23 protein-coding genes are annotated in these 17,822 nt (G+C 68.1%); 10 read left to right on the forward strand and 13 right to left on the reverse strand.

Annotated features, from left to right (window positions below; all coding sequences use genetic code 11):
* Window positions 1–26: 26 nt before the first annotated feature.
* The 4 genes from FOH10_RS09980 (at window position 27) to FOH10_RS09995 (ending at window position 2,743) form a co-directional block, all read left to right on the forward strand.
* Window positions 27–611, forward strand: coding sequence for a hypothetical protein (locus FOH10_RS09980; RefSeq protein WP_143980485.1), 585 nt, complete (start codon window positions 27–29; stop codon window positions 609–611).
* Window positions 612–928: 317 nt separating this feature from the next.
* Window positions 929–1,486, forward strand: coding sequence for a hypothetical protein (locus FOH10_RS09985; RefSeq protein WP_143980486.1), 558 nt, complete (start codon window positions 929–931; stop codon window positions 1,484–1,486).
* Window positions 1,487–1,496: 10 nt separating this feature from the next.
* Window positions 1,497–1,979, forward strand: a complete 483-nt coding sequence (locus tag FOH10_RS09990) for a hypothetical protein (protein ID WP_143980487.1) — start codon at window positions 1,497–1,499, stop codon at window positions 1,977–1,979.
* A 188-nt stretch (window positions 1,980–2,167) separates the two neighbouring features.
* A complete protein-coding gene (locus tag FOH10_RS09995; protein WP_143980488.1) occupies window positions 2,168–2,743 on the forward strand; it encodes a hypothetical protein in 576 nt (191 codons plus the stop codon).
* 70 nt (window positions 2,744–2,813) lie between these two features.
* On the opposite strand, the gene FOH10_RS10000 is transcribed toward FOH10_RS09995, so the two are convergent.
* The 3 genes from FOH10_RS10000 to FOH10_RS10010 all read right to left on the reverse strand — a co-directional run bounded on the left by FOH10_RS10000 (window position 2,814) and on the right by FOH10_RS10010 (window position 5,892).
* Complete coding sequence (locus tag FOH10_RS10000; RefSeq protein WP_143980489.1) at window positions 2,814–3,902, reverse strand: hypothetical protein; 1,089 nt, start codon at window positions 3,900–3,902, stop codon at window positions 2,814–2,816.
* 212 nt (window positions 3,903–4,114) lie between these two features.
* Window positions 4,115–5,155: a transposase gene (locus FOH10_RS36255; RefSeq protein WP_143980490.1), complete on the reverse strand. Its 1,041-nt coding sequence runs from the start codon at window positions 5,153–5,155 to the stop codon at window positions 4,115–4,117.
* Window positions 5,156–5,316: 161 nt separating this feature from the next.
* Window positions 5,317–5,892 carry a hypothetical protein gene (locus FOH10_RS10010; RefSeq protein WP_143980491.1) on the reverse strand — a complete coding sequence of 192 codons (576 nt, stop codon included), beginning with the start codon at window positions 5,890–5,892 and terminating at the stop codon, window positions 5,317–5,319.
* Between the two features lie 190 nt (window positions 5,893–6,082).
* Between FOH10_RS10010 and FOH10_RS10015 the strand changes: the two genes are divergently transcribed.
* Together FOH10_RS10015 and FOH10_RS10020 are read left to right on the forward strand one after the other, a co-directional pair.
* Window positions 6,083–7,129: an SAM-dependent methyltransferase gene (locus FOH10_RS10015; protein ID WP_143983982.1), complete on the forward strand. Its 1,047-nt coding sequence runs from the start codon at window positions 6,083–6,085 to the stop codon at window positions 7,127–7,129.
* Window positions 7,126–8,172, forward strand: a complete 1,047-nt coding sequence (locus tag FOH10_RS10020) for a terpene synthase family protein (RefSeq protein ID WP_143980492.1) — start codon at window positions 7,126–7,128, stop codon at window positions 8,170–8,172. Before FOH10_RS10015 ends, FOH10_RS10020 begins: the two co-directional genes overlap by 4 nt.
* A gap of 68 nt (window positions 8,173–8,240) precedes the next feature.
* Here the strand turns inward: FOH10_RS10020 and FOH10_RS10025 are convergent, their stop codons facing one another.
* On the reverse strand, window positions 8,241–9,119 hold the full coding sequence (locus FOH10_RS10025; RefSeq protein ID WP_143980493.1) for an alpha/beta fold hydrolase: 879 nt from the start codon (window positions 9,117–9,119) through the stop codon (window positions 8,241–8,243).
* Window positions 9,120–9,335: 216 nt separating this feature from the next.
* On the opposite strand from FOH10_RS10025, the gene FOH10_RS10030 reads away from it, so the two are divergent.
* Window positions 9,336–9,728: a hypothetical protein gene (locus FOH10_RS10030; RefSeq protein ID WP_244961845.1), complete on the forward strand. Its 393-nt coding sequence runs from the start codon at window positions 9,336–9,338 to the stop codon at window positions 9,726–9,728.
* Entirely contained in the window at window positions 9,725–10,198 is a 474-nt protein-coding gene (locus FOH10_RS10035) for a MerR family transcriptional regulator (protein ID WP_143980494.1), read from the forward strand. The genes FOH10_RS10030 and FOH10_RS10035 overlap by 4 nt, the downstream gene beginning before the upstream one ends.
* Window positions 10,199–10,224: 26 nt before the next feature.
* On the opposite strand, the gene FOH10_RS10040 is transcribed toward FOH10_RS10035, so the two are convergent.
* The 3 genes from FOH10_RS10040 to FOH10_RS10050 form a co-directional block, all read right to left on the reverse strand.
* Window positions 10,225–11,475 (reverse strand): MFS transporter, encoded by a 1,251-nt coding sequence (locus tag FOH10_RS10040; protein ID WP_143980495.1) that lies wholly within the window; start codon window positions 11,473–11,475, stop codon window positions 10,225–10,227.
* 62 nt (window positions 11,476–11,537) lie between these two features.
* Entirely contained in the window at window positions 11,538–11,798 is a 261-nt protein-coding gene (locus FOH10_RS10045) for a hypothetical protein (RefSeq protein ID WP_143980496.1), read from the reverse strand.
* Complete coding sequence (locus tag FOH10_RS10050) at window positions 11,768–11,977, reverse strand: hypothetical protein (protein WP_143980497.1); 210 nt, start codon at window positions 11,975–11,977, stop codon at window positions 11,768–11,770. The genes FOH10_RS10045 and FOH10_RS10050 overlap by 31 nt, the downstream gene beginning before the upstream one ends.
* A 92-nt stretch (window positions 11,978–12,069) precedes the next feature.
* Here FOH10_RS10050 and FOH10_RS10055 point away from each other — a divergent pair, with 92 nt between their 5' ends.
* Window positions 12,070–12,735: an ArsR/SmtB family transcription factor gene (locus FOH10_RS10055; RefSeq protein WP_143980498.1), complete on the forward strand. Its 666-nt coding sequence runs from the start codon at window positions 12,070–12,072 to the stop codon at window positions 12,733–12,735.
* A gap of 158 nt (window positions 12,736–12,893) precedes the next feature.
* Here the strand turns inward: FOH10_RS10055 and FOH10_RS10060 are convergent, their stop codons facing one another.
* The 5 genes from FOH10_RS10060 to FOH10_RS10080 all read right to left on the reverse strand — a co-directional run bounded on the left by FOH10_RS10060 (window position 12,894) and on the right by FOH10_RS10080 (window position 15,805).
* Window positions 12,894–13,100 (reverse strand): hypothetical protein, encoded by a 207-nt coding sequence (locus FOH10_RS10060; protein WP_143980499.1) that lies wholly within the window; start codon window positions 13,098–13,100, stop codon window positions 12,894–12,896.
* A gap of 136 nt (window positions 13,101–13,236) precedes the next feature.
* Complete coding sequence (locus FOH10_RS10065; protein ID WP_143980500.1) at window positions 13,237–13,548, reverse strand: DUF1707 SHOCT-like domain-containing protein; 312 nt, start codon at window positions 13,546–13,548, stop codon at window positions 13,237–13,239.
* 110 nt (window positions 13,549–13,658) lie between these two features.
* Entirely contained in the window at window positions 13,659–13,970 is a 312-nt protein-coding gene (locus FOH10_RS10070) for a hypothetical protein (protein WP_143980501.1), read from the reverse strand.
* A gap of 26 nt (window positions 13,971–13,996) precedes the next feature.
* Window positions 13,997–15,238 (reverse strand): oxygenase MpaB family protein, encoded by a 1,242-nt coding sequence (locus FOH10_RS10075; RefSeq protein ID WP_143980502.1) that lies wholly within the window; start codon window positions 15,236–15,238, stop codon window positions 13,997–13,999.
* Between the two features lie 312 nt (window positions 15,239–15,550).
* On the reverse strand, window positions 15,551–15,805 hold the full coding sequence (locus FOH10_RS10080; protein ID WP_143980503.1) for a hypothetical protein: 255 nt from the start codon (window positions 15,803–15,805) through the stop codon (window positions 15,551–15,553).
* 365 nt (window positions 15,806–16,170) lie between these two features.
* On the opposite strand from FOH10_RS10080, the gene FOH10_RS10085 reads away from it, so the two are divergent.
* Window positions 16,171–17,226: an AraC family transcriptional regulator gene (locus FOH10_RS10085; protein ID WP_186000780.1), complete on the forward strand. Its 1,056-nt coding sequence runs from the start codon at window positions 16,171–16,173 to the stop codon at window positions 17,224–17,226.
* Window positions 17,227–17,306: 80 nt separating this feature from the next.
* Here FOH10_RS10085 and FOH10_RS10090 read toward each other — a convergent pair whose 3' ends face one another.
* The gene (locus tag FOH10_RS10090) at window positions 17,307–17,684 is read right to left on the reverse strand and encodes a hypothetical protein (protein WP_143980505.1); all 378 of its coding nucleotides are present in this window, start codon (window positions 17,682–17,684) and stop codon (window positions 17,307–17,309) included.
* Between the last annotated feature and the right edge of the window lie 138 nt (window positions 17,685–17,822).

Below are 17,822 nucleotides of genomic sequence, written 5' to 3' on the forward strand. Positions count from 1 at the left end.
TTAGATGTTGATGTTTGGGGGGACGGGTGCGGTACTTCACGCCACTGCTGATGGTGGCGATATCGCCTGTGCTGCTGGGATGCTCGGTCATCGCGGACGCACCGGATATCGGTCGGGCCACGACAGCTCCGACCAGTGCGGTAGCTGCGACCACCACCAAGCGTGCGCACACCTCGCGGGAATTGTGTGAACCGGTGCGGGACTTCCTCGCCGGGGTGGGAGCGGTCGGGGTCCGCATCGAACGCTCGAACTGGCCACTCGACCGCGCTCTGCCCGAGGACTCGGCCCCGCTGGTCGTGTGCCGAGTCGAATCGGATTCGGAGCTGTCCGGCTTCATCAGCATGAAGCGGACCGGCAGCTCGGCCGACGATGTCGATCTCACCGAGCTGTACCCGGAACCCGGGTACAGCTCACCGGTGCTACTGAGCGACAAGCGCGAAACGGGCCATCTCAGCGTCAAAACCTATATCGGCCACTGGATCGGCGATTTCGATGTCAACCAGCAGTACTCGCGGGACCGGCCGGAGACGCGACAGCTCGCTATGTCCGATGACCAGGTCACGGCGGCGGTGCAGTTGCTGATCCGGGTGACTCGTGGACTCGACGAGTAGCGGCCGCCGGTCGGTGCGCACGTACTACCCCGTCCCGGATGGCTGGGGTGAAGGACTGTCCGGCATGGAATGGGCGGGCCTGGTGGCGTTCAGCCCGGTCGGGCTGTACCTGATCGTGTCCGGTATCCGGACCGTCGAGCAGTACCGGTGGCCGACCACACTGTTCCTGATCTCCTCCGGGCTGCTGTTTCTGTGCCTGTGCGCACTGGCACCCATCCCGGCAGCACACCCGAGACCGCCTGCACGTCGACGGCCACGAGATCACACCCACGACCGGCCGGACCGTGATCGCCCAGTCCGCGGCGACAACGCTGGCGATGACCGGCCTTCTCGCGTGCACGGTCGTGTCGTGCACGACCGTGCTGGCCGCCGACGTGCTCACCGAGTTGCCGCCATCGGCCAGCGCCCGAGCCCCGGCACCGATCGTCCTCGCGGTGATCGTCGTGGTCACGGCCCTGTATCTGCCGTGCTATGTGCTCAACAGATCGATTCGACGCCTCACCCTGACCTCCCGCGCGGTGACCGTGCCCCGCGGGCTACTGCCTTTCGCGGCCTCGATCGCCTGGAAGGACATCGTGGCGATCACGCCCCTGCCCCAGCACGAAAGCGGAATGCTGAAGCTGGACGTGCGCTCCTACCGTCACCCCACCCCGCGTGTGCTGCGCGTGGACGTCCGATTCATGAAGATCGGTGCGCCCGCGACCTATTGGCTGCTGCGCTTCTACCACGAGCACCCCGAGCACCGCGGCGAGTTGAACGACCACCGCGCCGCCGAGCGCGTCCGCACCTACCGGCTGCTCGATGTCGACCGGGACCATGACCCGCCCGGATTACCCCGCCCGGTGCAGGACATCCACCTCCCTCCCGATTCGTAGGACGGTGCCCATGTCAGAGGGGTCGCTACGTCAGTCGCTCCAGATGGTGAGCGCGGTCGGTGCGGTTGCCGTGCTCGCCGGCATGTTCGCGCCGCTGTTCAGTGTGAACCGCGACCGCGACACGCTGTCGCTGTGGTCGCTGCACGATCGCGGCGTACCGGGTATCACCGCGTTGCTGCTGGGCACCATCGCCATCGTCGTCACCACCCTGCTTCCGGGGCGTTACCAGGCACGGGCGCTGGGGCGATGGATACTCGGTGTGGCGGTGGTGGTCGCCCTCGGTGTACCGCTGGCGCTGTGCGTCGGCTACGTCAACACCAGCGCGGTGTACTTCTCGGATTTCCCCCGCCGCTACGTCGGATTCCGTTGGGGCCTACCTCTTCTCGTGCTCGGGCTGGCGACCATGCTCGTCGGTGTCATGGAGTGGCGGCATCGGATGCCCGCCACCACCCAACCTCGTGAGCAGGGCGGGCATCCGCCGCTCGTGCGGTAATCCGCGGTCCCCAGGGCCGCGTGCGCCCGGAATCGCGATAGCGTGATCGTGTGGTGCGCAGATGGGTGAGGTGTTCGTTGGTGGCCGTGGGGGTTTCGATGTCGGTAGCAGCCCTCGCCTGCTCACCCGCGGAGGCCCCCGCTGAGAGTTCGGGTGTGGAGGCTGATCGGCGGGCCGCCGAGTCGGTGTTGCTGTCGCTCGCCGATCTTCCCTGGGGGTATCGGGTGACGCGGGAGGTCGAGTCCGATACGTCGCGCCCGGAGGAGGAGAAGCATCCGTGGACCCCGGAACTCGTCGCGTGCCTGGGTCTCGACCCAGTGCGGGCGGGGCGGTCCGGGCCGTGGGCGCAGACTCGTTTCGCCTCGAAGAACAACAACCCGGAGGTTGTGATCTCGTCGGAGGTCGACATCATGGCGTCGGCCGAGGAGGCGGCTGCTGACCTCGCGACGCCGCGGCATCCGAGGTTTCTACCCTGCATGACCGAGGTGTCGAGGTCGGGACCTGAGGAACTCGATGGTGATTCGATCGATGTGGAGGTCACGTTGCTGGACTACCGAACGGTGGGCGAGGATAGTGTCGCGCTGCGGACCAAGGCAGTGATCACGATGAAGGGCAGACCGATCGTGACCGTGGTGGACTCGATCATGGCTCGGATCGGTCGCACGGTGGTGACCGTGCAGGTAGGGACCGCCGACGAACCCGCATCGGGGATAGATGCCATACAGCTGGTCGATCGCATGGCGGCACGCGCGGGCGCGCACTGACATGAGCGCGACCGGGAGACCGAACTCGACCGTCTCGGCGGGAACTGCTGTCGTTCAGGATGTCTCGCGGCTAGAGGTCGCTGTCGTGGTCGGTGCTGAATACGGGCAGGTCGAGCCGCAGCAATCGGTTCCGCGCATCGATGCAACCGTGGTACTCCAGCTCCGAGGGTTCCACCTCGAGCGCCGATAGAGCATTCACCATCTGCTCGGCTGCGGCGGCGACCTCCGCGGCTCGAAATCTGGCGTGGTAGAAGAACTGAAACCATTTGTCGCTCTGCTGCGTCCACCCGTGGGTTATCCAGTGGTCCGCTGGAGTGCTGGAGATCGTTGCCGGTGCGTCGATCCCGAGAGCGTTGCCTTGGTTGCGTGCGCCGACCTCGCGTGCGGGGTCGGCAGCGGATCGCAGGCGCAGTTCGAATTGGCCGGGGAGAGTGGGTATGTCGGTACACAGGGTGCACAACGCGGTGGTGAGGCGTGCGTGAACGTCGGCCCATCTGGTTCCCGGTATGCGCCGGACAAGCGTCGACGACCCCGCGGGTTCGGTGGCGTGCCATACCGGGCTCGGCTCCTGGCGCGCGCTGCCAGTGGTGGCGCTACAGATCAGTTCCAGCACGACCTGGTCGCTGTCGAGCCCGAGGGCCCAGCTCGTCCCGGGGCGTTCCCACACCATGCGCAAACCCGGCCAGTTCCGGACGGCCGGGCGCACGCTGGGGCCGCTCCACACCGGTGGACCGCCCCCGAGGCGGGCCAGGAGTATCCACCACGCCGACTGAATGAACGCGACCTCCGCGTAGTCGGGACCGTCGTTGTAGTCCATATCGAAGTCGATGCCGGACGACAGATTCACCGTCAGTTTGACCGCCTGCGCCGGATCACGGTTGGACACCATCACCGTCGCAAACCCGGCACGCGGCCCCGGCCTCAATTCCCACCCGACGATTTGCTTGCGCCACAGCGCACGATCGACCGCCTGAGGCGGATCCACGGGGAGCAGCTTCCATCCCAGCGTCGACAGAGCGTCCTGCACCTCGCCGACGGACCAGGCACCCAAATCCAGCGACATGAGCTGATCGAGAAGGTGCTCGAATCGCTTGTCGGAGGACCAGTACCGGTATTCGTCGCGCTGCACGACGCTCAGCGTAGAGAGCACCTCCGACACGCACGAAAGCATTCGAGACCCCAACCCGAACGCCGCTCCAGGTCGGGGTTGTTGGTGACGCGGTGCGCACGGCGGTGACGGAGGCGCGGGCGACGGTGGCTGCGGGGTTGGTGAGCATTACAACCGGGTGCGCGACCGTGGTCGTGATCCAAACGGCCCGAGACCACGTCGACGGTATCGATCAGAGCCGAAGCGACCATGTCTACCGTTCACTAATCCCGTTGCGGCCCAGACGTTTCAGCAGAGGTGTCGGCGGTCGGTGGAAGAATCGAGCGCTGGTTGATTGGGAAAGCGATCTCGACAAGCTCGATGCCTCCGCGCGCGATGCGGCAGCGTCCGCCGCCTGCGACCGTCGACCGCGCGCCAGGCTGGTCGCGGAGTTCCTGGCACTGCTCGAGCGGAAAGGCTGTGTACCCGAACCGGTGTGCCGGGTGGTCGGCGCGAAGGCGGTGAAGGAGAAGACCGGATTCCTCAGCTCGCGGCAGTGGTGTCTGCATGCTGTGGAGATCGTCGCCCGCGGGTGGTGGTTGCGTCCGCCTGGCAACGACTGGGCGACCAAGGCGAACGGGCAGATGCTTCTCACCGATGGGCGCTACGCGCTGGTGCTCGTGCACGACCTGGACCAGGCGCTGTTCGATATCGGGATTCGCCACGACGTGGGTGGTGGTCTTGAACGAGCGTGGGCTGATGCCCTCGATCCCGAGGTCGGCCATGACCTGCGCGACGGTGTTCTTCGAGACCCGCTCACGCTCGGCCCGCAGATCCGCGGTGATGCGTGGCGACCCGTAGGTGCCACGCGAGGCACGGTGATGGGCGAGGTTTTTCACCTCCAGGTCTCGGCGCCGTTGCAGCCGTGGCGAGGGTTCCGGATCGGCTCGGACCTGCAGGAACCGGTAGTAGCCGGAGGTCGATACGCCGAGCAGTTCGGCCATCCAGGTCACATCGAAATAGGCGCACTGCTCGGTGACCTTTGCCCGCAACAGCATCAACTCGGCCCGTTCGTCGTCGGAAAGTGGTTGCCCACCTTTGTCATTCGACTCCCGACCGCCGCGATCGGTCTTTCCGGCCGCGGCCATGCGACGGCGCTCGTCACGCACCCACTTGTGTAGCAGGTTCTCGTGCAGATCCAACTCACGAGCGACCTCTCGCACCGACCGACCGGCATCGATCGCCCGGTGCGCCGCCTCCACCCGATACTCAGGCGAATACGATCGACGCGGACGATGCATGAGGAACATCCTTCCAGGGACCATCGGTCCCGCTATCTCGGATGTCCACTACTTCGGGGGAACCCAGAGGCGGTTTCCGCCTCCGACCGGTCATATTCGTGGGCCGATTGTGGACCGCCGCGACTGGATCGCGGGCCTGACTGACGCCGGATATGCGCGGCGCAGTCATCGCGGCCACTCGATTCTCAGCCGACGGGGGTCACCGTCCACATATTCGCTCGCGGCAGCGCATCGCCCTTGATCGAGTCGCACTCGGAGTTCAGTCGTATCCCGCCGACGGTGCCGGTCGAGCCGTCCCCGGAGGTGAACGCACTCCAGCACGTGAGGGGACCGCGTCCGAAGTTGCGCTGGTGGATCACTCCGCGATCCGAATACCCCTTGACGAGGACGTACCGCCACTCCTGATTGCCGAGTCTGGTGTCGCGGCAATCGACGGTCCGAAAGTGCACGCCGTTGTCGGTCTCGTACAGCAGGCAGGTGCGGGTCGCGGGGTTCCCGAGGCGCGTCGAGTAGGTGCCGTCGAGCGCCGTCCAGGTCTGATCTGCGCCGACCGGCGTCGTGCACGGCCGCAGAGCCACGTCTTCGCCCACCACGCTCACACAGGCACCGGAGACACCCACGCTCGCGATCCGGAAGTTCTGCTGGGACGCCGGCCAATCCGCCGCCGCCGGACCGGCGGCCACCACACCGCCGAGCACGACGACCCCGGCAGCCGCCGCCACCAGCCATCGACGCGCGAGACTACGAGCCGAGCACACCATGGACTACCTCCAACCTCGTCGACGGGCAAGTCACCTTCGGAGGATTCGATGCACATCCCACTTCGGGATGGGAACCGTGGCTCGATCGGTCACGGTGTGGCACAACCGGTCAGGGCGTCGGGGCCGCTGTCCGCGCTAGCCTGAGACCGGTTATTCGCCTCGCTCGTGCTCGACGAGATCGGAACCGGTGATGACAGTGAACAGAGCGCTCGGCAAGCTCGAACTTCACGACCAGCGAACCGAAGGCGTTGCGCTGCCGCGATTCTCCGGGGGTGTAACGCGCGGGACCAGGCGATGTCCTCCGGCTCCCGGGTCGGGCGGCACAGCGGGCTACACGGTTGTCGACAGTCCGCGAACCAACCCGTATCGGGACAAGGTTGTTCATACCTACGACGACTCCCCGGAGATCTGGCGGCAGGTGCTGGGGGACACGTGCCTGTTCGAATGGGGTGTCTACGAAGGTGCGACGCGGGCTTTGTCGCTGGGAGAGGCGGGTGTTCGGTTCTTCGATCGGCAGCTCGGACTGGCCGGACTGCTGGGGGCCGACCGTCCCCGCATCGGGAGGATGCTGGATCTGGGCTGCGGGTGGGGTTTTCTCTGCTACCTGCTGGCCCGGCGGTTCCCCGAGTGCCTCCGCATTGATGCCATCAATATCAGCCCTCGCCAATTGGATTACTGCGCACGGTATCTGAGTGATCACAACCTGCTCGACCGGGTGTCGCTGTATCTGTGCGACGGTCAGGACGTGGGTCTGCTGCCCGATCCCGAGCAGCCCTACGATCTGGTGATCGTTCGTGGTGTCTACACGCATTTCCCGAACGACGTCTACGAGGCGTCGGTCGCGGCCTTGGCCGACAGGGTCGCTCCGGGCGGAATCGTCATCATCTCCGACACTCTCTTTCGCGGTGATCCGACCGGCGGGCTGGATGCCTACGTCTCGGAGATTCCCGATGAGGTCGACCGGCTCGCATGCGGCAACCGAAAGACCCCGGAGTACTTCGCCGGTGTACTGGAAGCCAACTCCTTCGAGATTCGGGACATGCGCGTTCTACCGTCCAATGGCGATGTGGCGCACTGGTTTCGGGACGTCAAAGTGAATATCGAGCGGGCATTTCCGGAGGGCGTGTCGGGGCCGGTGGAGGAGCTGCGGGTGATGGCCGACAATATGTCGGCTGCCCTCGCCAGGGATCAGGTCTCCGCCTACAGCATCGTGCTGCGGCGGAAGGACGACCGGTGATCGCCCTGCCCACCAGTTTTCGCCTACCGGAGGTCGTCACCCGGCTGCCGCACGGATGTCATCGTGACTGCGCCGACTTGGACGCGCGGTCGGGCGCGTTCGCGCGCCCCTACCTGCGGGAGTACTTCGGTGATGCGGACCGGACCGAACGGTACCTGCAGCAGCGTATCCCGCACTACGGCTGCCTGGCCTACCCGGATACCCTCGGCGACCGCACGTTCGATCTGGTCAATCTCATGATGGGCGTGACCATCTACGACGACACCTTCAGCAAGCCGGGCATCCACGCCGACCGAGCGGCGACCGTCCGGCTGCACGAACGCTGGTGCCGGGTCTTCGACGACGATCGACCACCGGAGGGGTCGGCGCACCGGTTCGTACACGACGTGATATCGGCCGCCGAAGCGCGGATGACGCCGCACCTGGCGCGCAGATCCCGACAAGCGTGGCGGGACATGGCCGACAGTCACCTCGCCGAGGCGGTGCGGCGGCAGGACGGCATCACGCTCGACCCGGACCGGTACATGCGTGAACGACTCACGAATGTCTACGGCTGGTGGATCACCACCCACGTCGAGTACGCGCTGGGCATCGATCTGGGCGAGCTTGCCGACGCACCGGAGATCCGCACCGTCCGTGCCCGGGCCATCGCACATATCGCGCTGGTCAACGACCTGTACTCCTTCGCCAAGGAACTCGATCTCGAGGAGGCGATGAACCTCATTCTGGTTCTGCTGCACCGCGACGGCCTGACCCTGCAGCACGCCGTCGATACACTGGTCGAGCTGATCCACCGGGCGGAAGCCGACTTCGTCGCCGCTTGCGACGCGGTCCGCGCCGGTCCGCTGGGGTCGCGGTCCGACATCCGTGCCTACCTGGGCGGGATCGCCTACACCATGACGGGCAACCTGCGCTGGTCTCAGCTGTCCACCCGCTATCACGGCGATCAGCACGACGGCAGCCTCGTCACCGGCGGAACCATCTCGCTCACTCCTCGACCCACCATCTACTCGTCCTCCCGAGCGGGCCACGTCGACCGCTGACGTCCGATGCGGCGGCTACGCGATATGTGCGTACCTCGCGGCCGTCGCCGCCGGGCGCGCCGGATCGATCACGCCGTGGTGTGCGTGTGGATGGCGGTGGCGAGTTTCTCGTGTACCTGCGGCGGCAGCGTATGGCCCATGCCCGCGATCATCAGCAACCGCGCGTTCGGGATCCGTTCGGCGATGATCGCGCCGTGGCCGCGCTTGACCGGTTCCTGGCTGCCCTCGATGACCAGCGTGGGCGCCTGCACCCGGTGCAGCACGCCCACCGGTTCGAAGTTCGGTTCGGCCGCGGCGGCCAGCCGGTGATTGGCTACCGCCGACAGGTCGCGGGCGCGGTCGTGAATCCGTTCCTGGAGTGCGCGGGCCGCGTTCTCGTCGAACGGCAGCTCGGCGCCGTGCAGGACGCGCTGCTCGGCGATCATGGTGTCTATCCGGGCTTTTCGAGTCTCCGGCGGTGGGGCGGCCAGCAGCGTGCGGTAGAAGTCCACGAACTCCGGGGACGGCTCGGGCAGGCTGTCTTCGGGTTGCGGCTGGCCCAGCAGTGCGCGCATGAGGACCTGACCTTCGCCGCCGCCGAGGGGTGAGGATCCGATGACGGTCAGTGACCGCACGCGGTCCGGCCGCTCCACGGCGATGAACTGGCCGAGCAGCCCGCCCGCCGAATGGCAGACCAGGTGGGCGCTGTCCAGGCCGTGTGCGTCCAGCACCCGGTACACGTCGTTCTTGATGTCGTGCCAGGTGTACGGAGCCGTCGCGAAATCGATGGTGTCCGATCTGCCGGTGTCGCGGTGGTCGTATCGGATCACGCGGCGGCCTCCGCCGACCAGTCGGTCCACGAACTCGTCGGGCCACAGGATGCCCTGCGACATCGAGCCCATGATCAGCAGGATCGGCGTATCCGACGGGCTGCCGAACTCTTCACTCCAGAGGTTCACGTCGCGCATGAGGGCTGTTCCTTCCCCGGTCGGCCGCAGCGGTGCAGCCAATAGCTGACCGACCAATGTGTAGTACTCCAATTGGAGTGATTAGGAATGTAGTACTACATGTGGAGTGGTGGCAAGGGTGCTCGGCTGCGCCGAGGTTGCATCCTGTACCGAGGTACAGGCTTAGCCTCGGGGAGAGCGTTCAGCAGAGTCTTCGCGCAGGAGGAGGTGCGGGTCATGGCCGACGAATCACCGATCCGCCGGATCGGCGACATGGATATCGACTCGGTGGCAGGCGTTTCGGATCGGGCCTGGGTGGCGGTGGACGCGTGCACGCTGCCGTCCGAGGGGCAGTTGTCGCGGCTCGCGGAATTCGACGCGCTCTTCCGGGACGGTGTGCACGGTGTGGAGCGGGTGTCGCCGACCCGGTTGCGGCTGGATCTGGACAGCACCGCCGTATCCCGGGCGCGTGAGCTGGCTGCCGTGGAGTCGGACTGCTGCTCGTTCTTCGCCTTCGAATTCACCACTGTCGGAGAAGGATCGGTGTGCATGGACATCGAGGTGCCACCCGCGCGAGTCGGCGTGCTCGACGGGCTGGCCGCCCGCGCGATTGCGGGCGGGTCGGCATGACCGGGCTGCGGAGCGGTCAGGTGGCGCGCGCGGCCGGGGTGAACATTCAGACCTTGCGCTACTACGAGCGGCGCGGGCTGCTGGCCGCACCGGAACGCTCCCTGGGCGGGCATCGGATCTATCCGGAGCGGACGGTGACCGTGCTGCGGTTGATCAAGGCCGCGCAGCGGCTGGGCTTCACCCTCGTCGAGGTCGCGGATCTGTTGGCCGCCATGCGGATCGGGGGTGAGCGGCGTCCCGGGGTGGGGCTGCGCGCGCGAACCGAGGCCAAGCTGGCCGAGATCGAGGCCGAGCTCGCGGAGCTCACCGCCAGGCGTGACACGCTGCGCGCGGCGGTGGCGGCCGGGTGCGATGACCTGCTGGCGTGCAGCGAATCTCCCTCCTGCCCATTGCCTTTCTCGCACGATGGCGCGGCGGAGAACACCATGGCGGCTGACGGCAGCCAGGTCGGCGCGGCACGGCGGGAGTAGCTCTCACGGCCGGGTGCGGTCCGGGATCACCGGTGTCGTCGTGCGGTGAGCGCGGCGGTCGGGACGACGGCCAGCGCGAGCACGCCGCCGACCAGTGCCAGGGTCGGATAGCTGGTGGCGGCGACCATGAGTCCGGAGCCCATACCGCCGGTGGCGCCCGCGACGGCAATGGAGACATCCACCGCGCCTTGGGTTTTGGCGCGCGTGGCCAGCGGCACCGTGTCGGTGATGATGGCGGTGCCCGCCACGAGACCGAGATTCCACCCCAGTCCGAGCAGAGCCAGCGCGAGCGCGAGCAGGGCAACGGAGTCGCCGGGGGACAGGGCCGCGAGCATGCCCGCCGCCAGCAGGGTCACCCCGGACGCGGCGGCGACGGGTAGGCGGCCGAAGCGGTCGACGAGCCAGCCGGTCAGCGGGGAGGGCAGGTACATGGCGCCCACGTGGATGGCGATGACCAGTCCGGCGGCGGCGGTGCCGTGTCCGTGATGGAGCATGTGCACCGGTGTCATGGTCATGATCGCCACCATGACCAGCTGGGTCAGCGCCATCACGAATCCGCCGGTCGCGATGCCCGTGCCGGAACCCTCGGTGTCGGGTAGGTCGTCGGTCGCGGTGGCGACCGGATCACTTCCGCCCAGTTCCCGGGCCAGCAGCAGCGGGTCCGGTCGCAGCCATACCGCGAGTACGAGCGCGGCCAGCGTGTACGCCAGTGCGGCGAGCAGGAACGGCCCGGCCAGATGGGGAATGCCGACCGTCTCGGCGAGACTTCCGGTGGGAGCGGCGAGATTGGGGCCGACGACACCGCCGAGCGTCGTGGCCACCAGCACGGTGGACACGGCACGGCCGCGGTGGGAGGCCGTGGCCAGATCGGCTCCGGCGTAGCGGGCCTGCAAATTGGTGGCGGTGCCCGCACCGTAGACGAACAGTGCGAGGAACAACAGGACCGGATTGTCCGCGACGGCTGCGGCGATGACACCGAGACTGCCGACCGCGCCGGTGAGGTACCCGGCGGCCAGCCCGGGCCGCCGCCCCCGCGCCTGCGACAGCCGCCCCACCACGATGGCGGCGAGTGCGGAGCCCGCCGTGAACAGGGCGCTGGGCAGTCCGGCCAGACTGGTCGACCCGAGCATGTCCTGTGCCAGCAGCGCGCCGACCGTGATCCCCGCCGCCAGCCCCGCGCCGCTGAGGATCTGCGCGGACACCAGCACGGTCAGGACGCGGCGCTGCGCGAGTGCGAGATCGGGGGAGGAGGGGATATCGGTGGTGCTGTGCGACACGAGCGTTCTTCCTGAAGCGTTGTGCGCCCGGGCGCACCCTCACGGGCGTCCCGGGCGGTGGATCACGAACGGATATTCCAGCGAGCCAACCAGTCTCGCTCCTGCTGCTCCTTCTCCCGGTGGTAGGCCGTCGACGGTTCTCGCAGGCTCACCCGTGGCGCGGGCCGGGCGAGGAAATCGCCTTCGCCCTTGGCCGCGAGTTCACCGCCGAGCTCCACATAGCATGCGCCCTCGCCGGTGAAGCGGGAATCGGGTGCGTCGCAGCCGAGATAACGCGCCACCTGATGGGCGGTCACCGCGGCTTCGGCTTCGGTGGGCTGCACGGTGATCTGCTCCGGGTGCGCCAGCCACGCAGCACCCACGGTAGGGAGAGGCCGAGAACGTCGGTGAAGGAACGGTCGACCAGGACGATTCGATCGGTGGCGGGAAGGGGGTCGCGCAGGGTGGCGGCGGCGGTCAACCCGCCCACACCCGTGCCGAGCAGGGCGACGGTTCTGCTCATGGCTCCTCGTTCCACTCGGCCGGCTCCGCCATGGAGGAGCGGCGGGCGACGCATTAGAATAAGTTATTCCATAGAGTATTGGAGAAGCAAGCGTGAGTGAGCCGACCGGCCGCAAGGCGGCCCTATTCGACGAGATCGCCCGAGTCGGCAAGGCGCTGGGCAATGGTCGCAGGCTGCAGATCCTCGACCTGCTCGCACAGGGGGAGCGGACCGTCGAAGCCATCGCCACCGCGACCGGCATGAACCTGACCACCGCCTCGGCGAACCTGCAGGCGCTCAAGGCGGGTGGTCTGGTGCGGGCCCGCCGGGACGGCACGCGCCAGTACTACCGGCTGGCCGGAACCGACGTCGCCCGCCTGTTCGCCCTGGTGCAGACCGTGGCCGAAGCCCACTTGGCCGATGTCGCCGTCGCCGCGGCGGCCGTCCTCGGCGCACCTGAAGACGCGATCACCCGTGACGAACTGATCCGCCGCCGTGACGCCGGAGAAGTCACCCTCATCGACGTTCGCCCGCACGAGGAGTACCGGGCGGGCCATATCCCGGGCGCGATCAATATCCCGCTGTCCGAACTGACCACTCGCCTCGCCGAACTCCCCGCCGACCGCGACATCGTCGCCTACTGCCGCGGTGCGTACTGCGTCATGGCACCCGACGCCGTCGAGATCGCCCAGCGATCCGGGCGGGAAGTCAAACGACTCGAGGAAGGCATGCTGGAGTGGATGTTGGCCGGTCTACCGGTGGAGCGCGTCTCGCGGTGATGCCGTGACGGTCACCGATGAGAAAGCCATGGCTGAACCGTTCGAACCGACCGGGGGCCGATGACGGTCGGGAGCGTCCCCGACCGGCGCGGTGGAGTCGCGCGCGGTGTGACGGCCGGGACCGATCGCGCTAGGGGCGGGATCGAGGGGCGGTGCTGTCAGGTAGGGCAGCCAACTGCTGCGGAGGAACCGGTGGTGAGTGCGGCGACCAATCCGGCGAGCAGCCCGGCCGCGCATTCGGCCGACCAGCTCATCGCGTTGGCGGAGACCGGTGTGGTGGCGGTGGGATCGGCGTGTGCGGCGGCTCCGCTGGTCAGGGCCGCGGCGGTGCAGAGGACGAGAATCGGACGAGACAGTGTGCGCATGAGTTGCTGACCTCCGCTGTGGCCGAGTGCTTGTCGCTGGCGGGTCGGACGCTATCAGTGGCATCGCGCCGGGCACAGCCGCCGGTTTCCGGGGCATCGGCGCCCGGGCGACGGGTCCGGATCGCCCCTGTCGTCGTCAGCCGCCCAGCATCGCGCCGATCCCCATCACGACCAGCACCACGACCAGCAGCCGCAGAAATGCGGTGACGGCGACGAGGGCGCCGGTGATCAAGGGGCGCAGGGGGTTTCGTTCTGTCGTGATCGTGGTGGTGGGGAGGTCGCGGGTCAGGCGGTCGAGGTCGGTGCCGCGGCGGGCGCGGGTGGCGGATTCGGCTCGGGCGGAGAACTCTTCCGGGGTGAGGGTGCCGACCGCGAGATGGGTTCGGAGCAGGCCGATGACCTGTTCGCGGTCGGCGTCGGTGGCGCGGGGCGACGGTCCGAAGCGCATGGCGTCTCCCGGTCGGTTCGGTGGCGGTTGCTGTTTCGAGGTAGCCGGGAGCGCCGGTCGGCAAACGCGGCGGGGCCGTGGAATCGGACCCGCGCCGGTGTCGGACGGGCTCAGTACACCCTGGGGGCGCAGGGGCTGGGCAGCGCGGACAGGGTGGCCATGTCGCAGATGGCGCCGGTCATGATGTGCAGGGGCGCGGCGACCAGGAGGGCGAGGATGCCGATGACATTGCCCTGCTGTGCGAACAGGGCGAGGGAGTCCGCCGCGGCCGAACCGGAATCGAGGGCCGAGGAGCCGGTGCCGTCGGCGATGGTGATCGCGGGGGTCGGTGCGGGGGCGGGTTCGGCGGCTGCCTGGGCGGCGGTGGTGACGAGGGTGGCCGCCGCGATCGAGGCGAAGGCGATGTGCAGGGGGGTACGCATGAGGGAGAACTCCTGGAGGTGAGTGGTCAGCGCGGGGGTTGGCTGAGATCGCGGTTCATGGTGGGGATTTCGATACTGATGGGCATGCGCAGGTCGGCCAGGTAGATCAGGGCGGCCTGGCGCAGGAACTCGTCGAACATCCAGTACGCCTCCTGGGTCGGTGGGACGACGGCGAGCACACCCTCGCGGACGGCGATGAACGGTCCCCAGCTCACGCGCAGCAGCGGATCCCAGATGGGTTCGCGGGGGATGCCCAGGCCGTCGGCGATCCGGTCGCCGAGCAGGAAGCGGGTGAACGCGCCGAGTACCGGTCGGGTGACGATGGACAGATCGAGCTGGTTGCCCAGGCCGAGCAGCCGGTCGGCGAGCTTCGCGCCCTCCGGCGTCACCGCGATGATCGGGTCGAGCACCTGTGCCGCTTGGGAATCGGCCTCCGCCCAGGAGTTGGGGATGTACTCGTCGCGGATGCCGAGCATATGCGCGGCGACCTGCCAGGAGTGCAGGAAGGCGTCGGATTCGTTGCCCGGGATCGGCACCCGCCAGGCGGTGAGGTGTTTCATGACCGTGGTCGGGAGGCTGTGCCAGGTGACCATCATGTCGTTCTGGCTGATCGGAATCTCCTCGGTGGCCATGGCCTTCCAGTGCGGCGACCGCGGCAGCAGATGCCGCACCCCGGCGTGGGCGAGCCGAGTCTTGACGCAGGTCACCACCATTTCGCCGTCGGGGGCGTAGGCATTGTGGGTGCCGATGTCGTAACCGAGTTTGGCGGTCTTGGAGATGCGGTCGCGCAGGTCGTGTCCGCCCTTGGAGTAGTAGACCGCGCGGGCCTCCTTGGGGATGACCGTGCTCATCATTCCGCTGGCCAGCCCGTACAGCACACCGAGGTAGAGGCCGCGTTTCTTGTTGAAGTCCACCGCGGTGGCGAGTTTCGCCGGGTCGGTCCAGTGCGGCAGCTGCCGGGCGTACTCCATGAAGTCGCGCAGTTCCGTCGGCAGTCCCGCGGGCAGGGGTTGCCCGTTGCGGGTCCAGGTTCGCAGCAGTTCGTTGACACGAGGCACGTCGCCGCTGTCGATGAGACGGGCGATCACCGGATCGGCTTCGGCGTCCCAGACATACATCGGATCGGTTCCGCTCCCGGTTCCGGCCACCGACCCCTCCGGTGACCAGGTCCACGGTTGCGCCCGCGCGGGTGCGATGGCGGCCAACGCACCGAAAGCACCTAGAGCCCCGCCGACTTTCAGCGCGAATCGCCTGTTGAGATCGTCCATGTCCACTGCTCCTCATCGAGACTCTCGCAGAGGGTGAGGCACTGAAACGCTCACCGTGTCTGCGTACCATTGATGAGAGCACAGAGTGGCGGCCATCACAAGGTGGTGCCCGTGATCGGTCGGATTATCGGCCGGAGCGCGAGCTGTCCCAGTAGGTGGTGGCGGCAGCGCCGGATCGGTTGTCTCAGCTCCAGTGGGTGCGGGGGTATGCGTGTGCTGGCCATGGCCCCGTGGCCGCAACCTCGCCGGGTCTTGCGGAAGGTCCAAAGGCGGCGTGCACCTGGGGATTCGAGTGTTCGAACGGCGGTAGGGCTAGGTCTGCCAGCGGGACGGGGGTCGCGTGTCGCGGCGCGCGTGGCGACCCGTGCTGCCGATCGAGATGCGGGGGATCGGCGGCCGGGGCGGGTGCGGTGCGGGCACGGTGTCCGGGTCGATGCGGGGCAGGATCTGGGTGGGGCCGTCGAGCTCGTGGTGGAGTTGGGCGAGGAAGGCGTCGAGGCTGTCGAAGTGGGTGAGGATCGTCGACAGCAGGCGCAGGGCGCTGCCGTCGGTATCGGCCGTCGTCATACGTCTCCGCCGGAGGTTGGGCCCGGGGGTCGGGCGGTGGGGGAGTGCGCGGCCCACCGGTGGGCCGATAGGGTTTGTCGCGGTTGGGTTCCGCGCCCACCGGTGGGGTTGTGCGTGCGGCATCGGTCCCACGTGTCGGTGGGGACCGTGGGGGCCGCCAGGGGCGGGCGGCCCACCGGGCATCAGGTTAGTGCGGGCGCGGTGCGCTCCGGAGTCGGTGCGCGGCCATGCTTCTGCGGATTTCGGCCACGGGTGCCGGTGCGACACGCCCGGATGTTCTTGAATTAGCTATGTAATTGCTGAACTGCGTCACGCTTGCTGTCCGATGGGAGATCATCTGCGGCATGCTCGTCGACTCATGGTGTGTGCGTTCGATACACAGTGCGGCGGTACTCGTCGACTACGCGGGTAACCGGTCGATGACCACCGCGCAGGCGCTGGCCGGGACCGGGCTGGCGGCCGCGGATCTGGAGGATCCGGAGGTCGAGATCGACATCGCGCAGGAGTTCCGGATCGTCGACAACATCCTCACCGCGACGGGCGACGAACCAGGGTTGGGACTGCTGGCCGGCTTCTCCGTGCATCTGCCGATGCTCGGCAGCCTGGGCATCGCGTTGAGCAGCTGCTCGACCGTACGCGAAATGGCCGAACTGTGGGCCCGCTATGCCGATCTCTCCTTCGCCTACACCCGCTTCAGCCTCGCCGACGCGGGGGATCGGGTGCTGGTGCGACTGGACTCCGAGGCCGTGCCCGCACGGGTGCGGCGCTTCGCGATCGAGCGCGATCTCGCACTGGTGCGCACGGTGCAGCGGGAGCTGTTGAGCTGGGACGTGCCCGTGGAACGGCTCGAGGTGACGCTGCCCTACGCGCCGGTGTACGAGGCGGTCGGCGTGCTGCTCGGTATCGCCGACATCGTCTACGACCGACCCGCCGACGTACTCGTCCTGCGCGGCGCGGATCTGCAGCGGCCCATGCCGCAGGCGAACGCGGTGCTGCGCCGCCAGTACGAGCGGATGTGCGAGCGGTTGGTCGAGCGCCGCCGCGCGCGCATCGGACTCGCCGGACAGGTGCGCGCCCTGCTGGTCCGGCGCGGCGGCGCGGTCGACCAGGCGGCCGTCGCCGCGGATCTGCACATGAGCGTGCGCACCCTGCGCCGCCGCCTCGCCGACGAGGGCACCACCTTCCGCGAACTGGTCTGTGAGACAACGGGAATGCTCGCCGAGGAACTGCTCGCCGCGGGCTTCACCGTCGACACCGTCGCCAACCGCCTGGGCTACGCCAGCCCGTCCGCCTTCACGGCCGCGTTCCGAGAGTGGACGGGACAGACCCCCGGCCGCTTCGCCCGCGCCGAGCAGATCGCGCCCCGCCGCAACGGCTCCGGGCCGGAAAGGGCGAAAAGTCCGAATCCACACCGGGACTGAGCCCGCCACGGACCGAACCCGCCGCCGAGCCGACAATACCGCCGCCGTTCTATCGAGAATGCGCGCTACGGGAACGGAGGTCAGCGCACCGCGTCGTCGCCGTGCGGGTGCGCGGCGGCGAGTCGTTCGGCGGCGACACGGGCGATGGTGTGGACCTGGCGGGTGCGGGCCTCCGGGTGGGCGGTGCGTTGCTCCAGGGCGGTGGTGATGCGGGTGAGTGCGGTGGTCGCGTCCTGGACGGTCTGGTTGATCAGGCTGTGGCGGGCGGTGAGGTCGCGGTGGGCGTGGACGAGGTCGGTGTGGTGGCGCCGCAGCTCGGTGATGCGGTTGAGCAGATCGGCGACCTCCCGGGTGGTGAGGGTGACGGTCGGGTGGTCCTCGCCGCGCAGGATCGCCTCGGCGGAGATTTCGGCACAGCGGGCGTGCAGTAGGTCGAGAATGTCGGTCAGGGGGTCCACCTCCCACGGTGCGGCGGGGTCTTCGGGTACCCCGTCGGTCGGTTTCGGCGCGCCGCCAAGGCGGCCCGGACGTCGTGCTCACCGTCGAGTCGGAGACGATACGCGCGGGTAACACGGACTCGCATGTACATATGTGTG

It is taken from the genome of Nocardia otitidiscaviarum, from assembly GCF_007362295.1.
Lineage (GTDB): Bacteria > Actinomycetota > Actinomycetes > Mycobacteriales > Mycobacteriaceae > Nocardia > Nocardia otitidiscaviarum.

Bases quoted from the DNA above. Each gene is read 5' to 3' on its own strand.
- FOH10_RS09985 (WP_143980486.1), top strand. From the start codon at position 929: ATGACCGGCCTTCTCGCGTGCACGGTCGTGTCGTGCACGACCGTGCTG.
- FOH10_RS09990 (WP_143980487.1), top strand. From the start codon at position 1,497: ATGTCAGAGGGGTCGCTACGTCAGTCGCTCCAGATGGTGAGCGCGGTC.
- FOH10_RS36255 (WP_143980490.1), bottom strand. From the start codon at position 5,155: ATGGTCCCTGGAAGGATGTTCCTCATGCATCGTCCGCGTCGATCGTAT.
- FOH10_RS10010 (WP_143980491.1), bottom strand. From the start codon at position 5,892: ATGGTGTGCTCGGCTCGTAGTCTCGCGCGTCGATGGCTGGTGGCGGCG.
- FOH10_RS10015 (WP_143983982.1), top strand. From the start codon at position 6,083: ATGACAGTGAACAGAGCGCTCGGCAAGCTCGAACTTCACGACCAGCGA.
- FOH10_RS10025 (WP_143980493.1), bottom strand. From the start codon at position 9,119: ATGCGCGACGTGAACCTCTGGAGTGAAGAGTTCGGCAGCCCGTCGGAT.
- FOH10_RS10030 (WP_244961845.1), top strand. From the start codon at position 9,336: ATGGCCGACGAATCACCGATCCGCCGGATCGGCGACATGGATATCGAC.
- FOH10_RS10035 (WP_143980494.1), top strand. From the start codon at position 9,725: ATGACCGGGCTGCGGAGCGGTCAGGTGGCGCGCGCGGCCGGGGTGAAC.
- FOH10_RS10050 (WP_143980497.1), bottom strand. From the start codon at position 11,977: ATGAGCAGAACCGTCGCCCTGCTCGGCACGGGTGTGGGCGGGTTGACC.
- FOH10_RS10060 (WP_143980499.1), bottom strand. From the start codon at position 13,100: ATGCGCACACTGTCTCGTCCGATTCTCGTCCTCTGCACCGCCGCGGCC.
- FOH10_RS10065 (WP_143980500.1), bottom strand. From the start codon at position 13,548: ATGCGCTTCGGACCGTCGCCCCGCGCCACCGACGCCGACCGCGAACAG.
- FOH10_RS10070 (WP_143980501.1), bottom strand. From the start codon at position 13,970: ATGCGTACCCCCCTGCACATCGCCTTCGCCTCGATCGCGGCGGCCACC.
- FOH10_RS10075 (WP_143980502.1), bottom strand. From the start codon at position 15,238: ATGGACGATCTCAACAGGCGATTCGCGCTGAAAGTCGGCGGGGCTCTA.
- FOH10_RS10080 (WP_143980503.1), bottom strand. From the start codon at position 15,805: ATGACGACGGCCGATACCGACGGCAGCGCCCTGCGCCTGCTGTCGACG.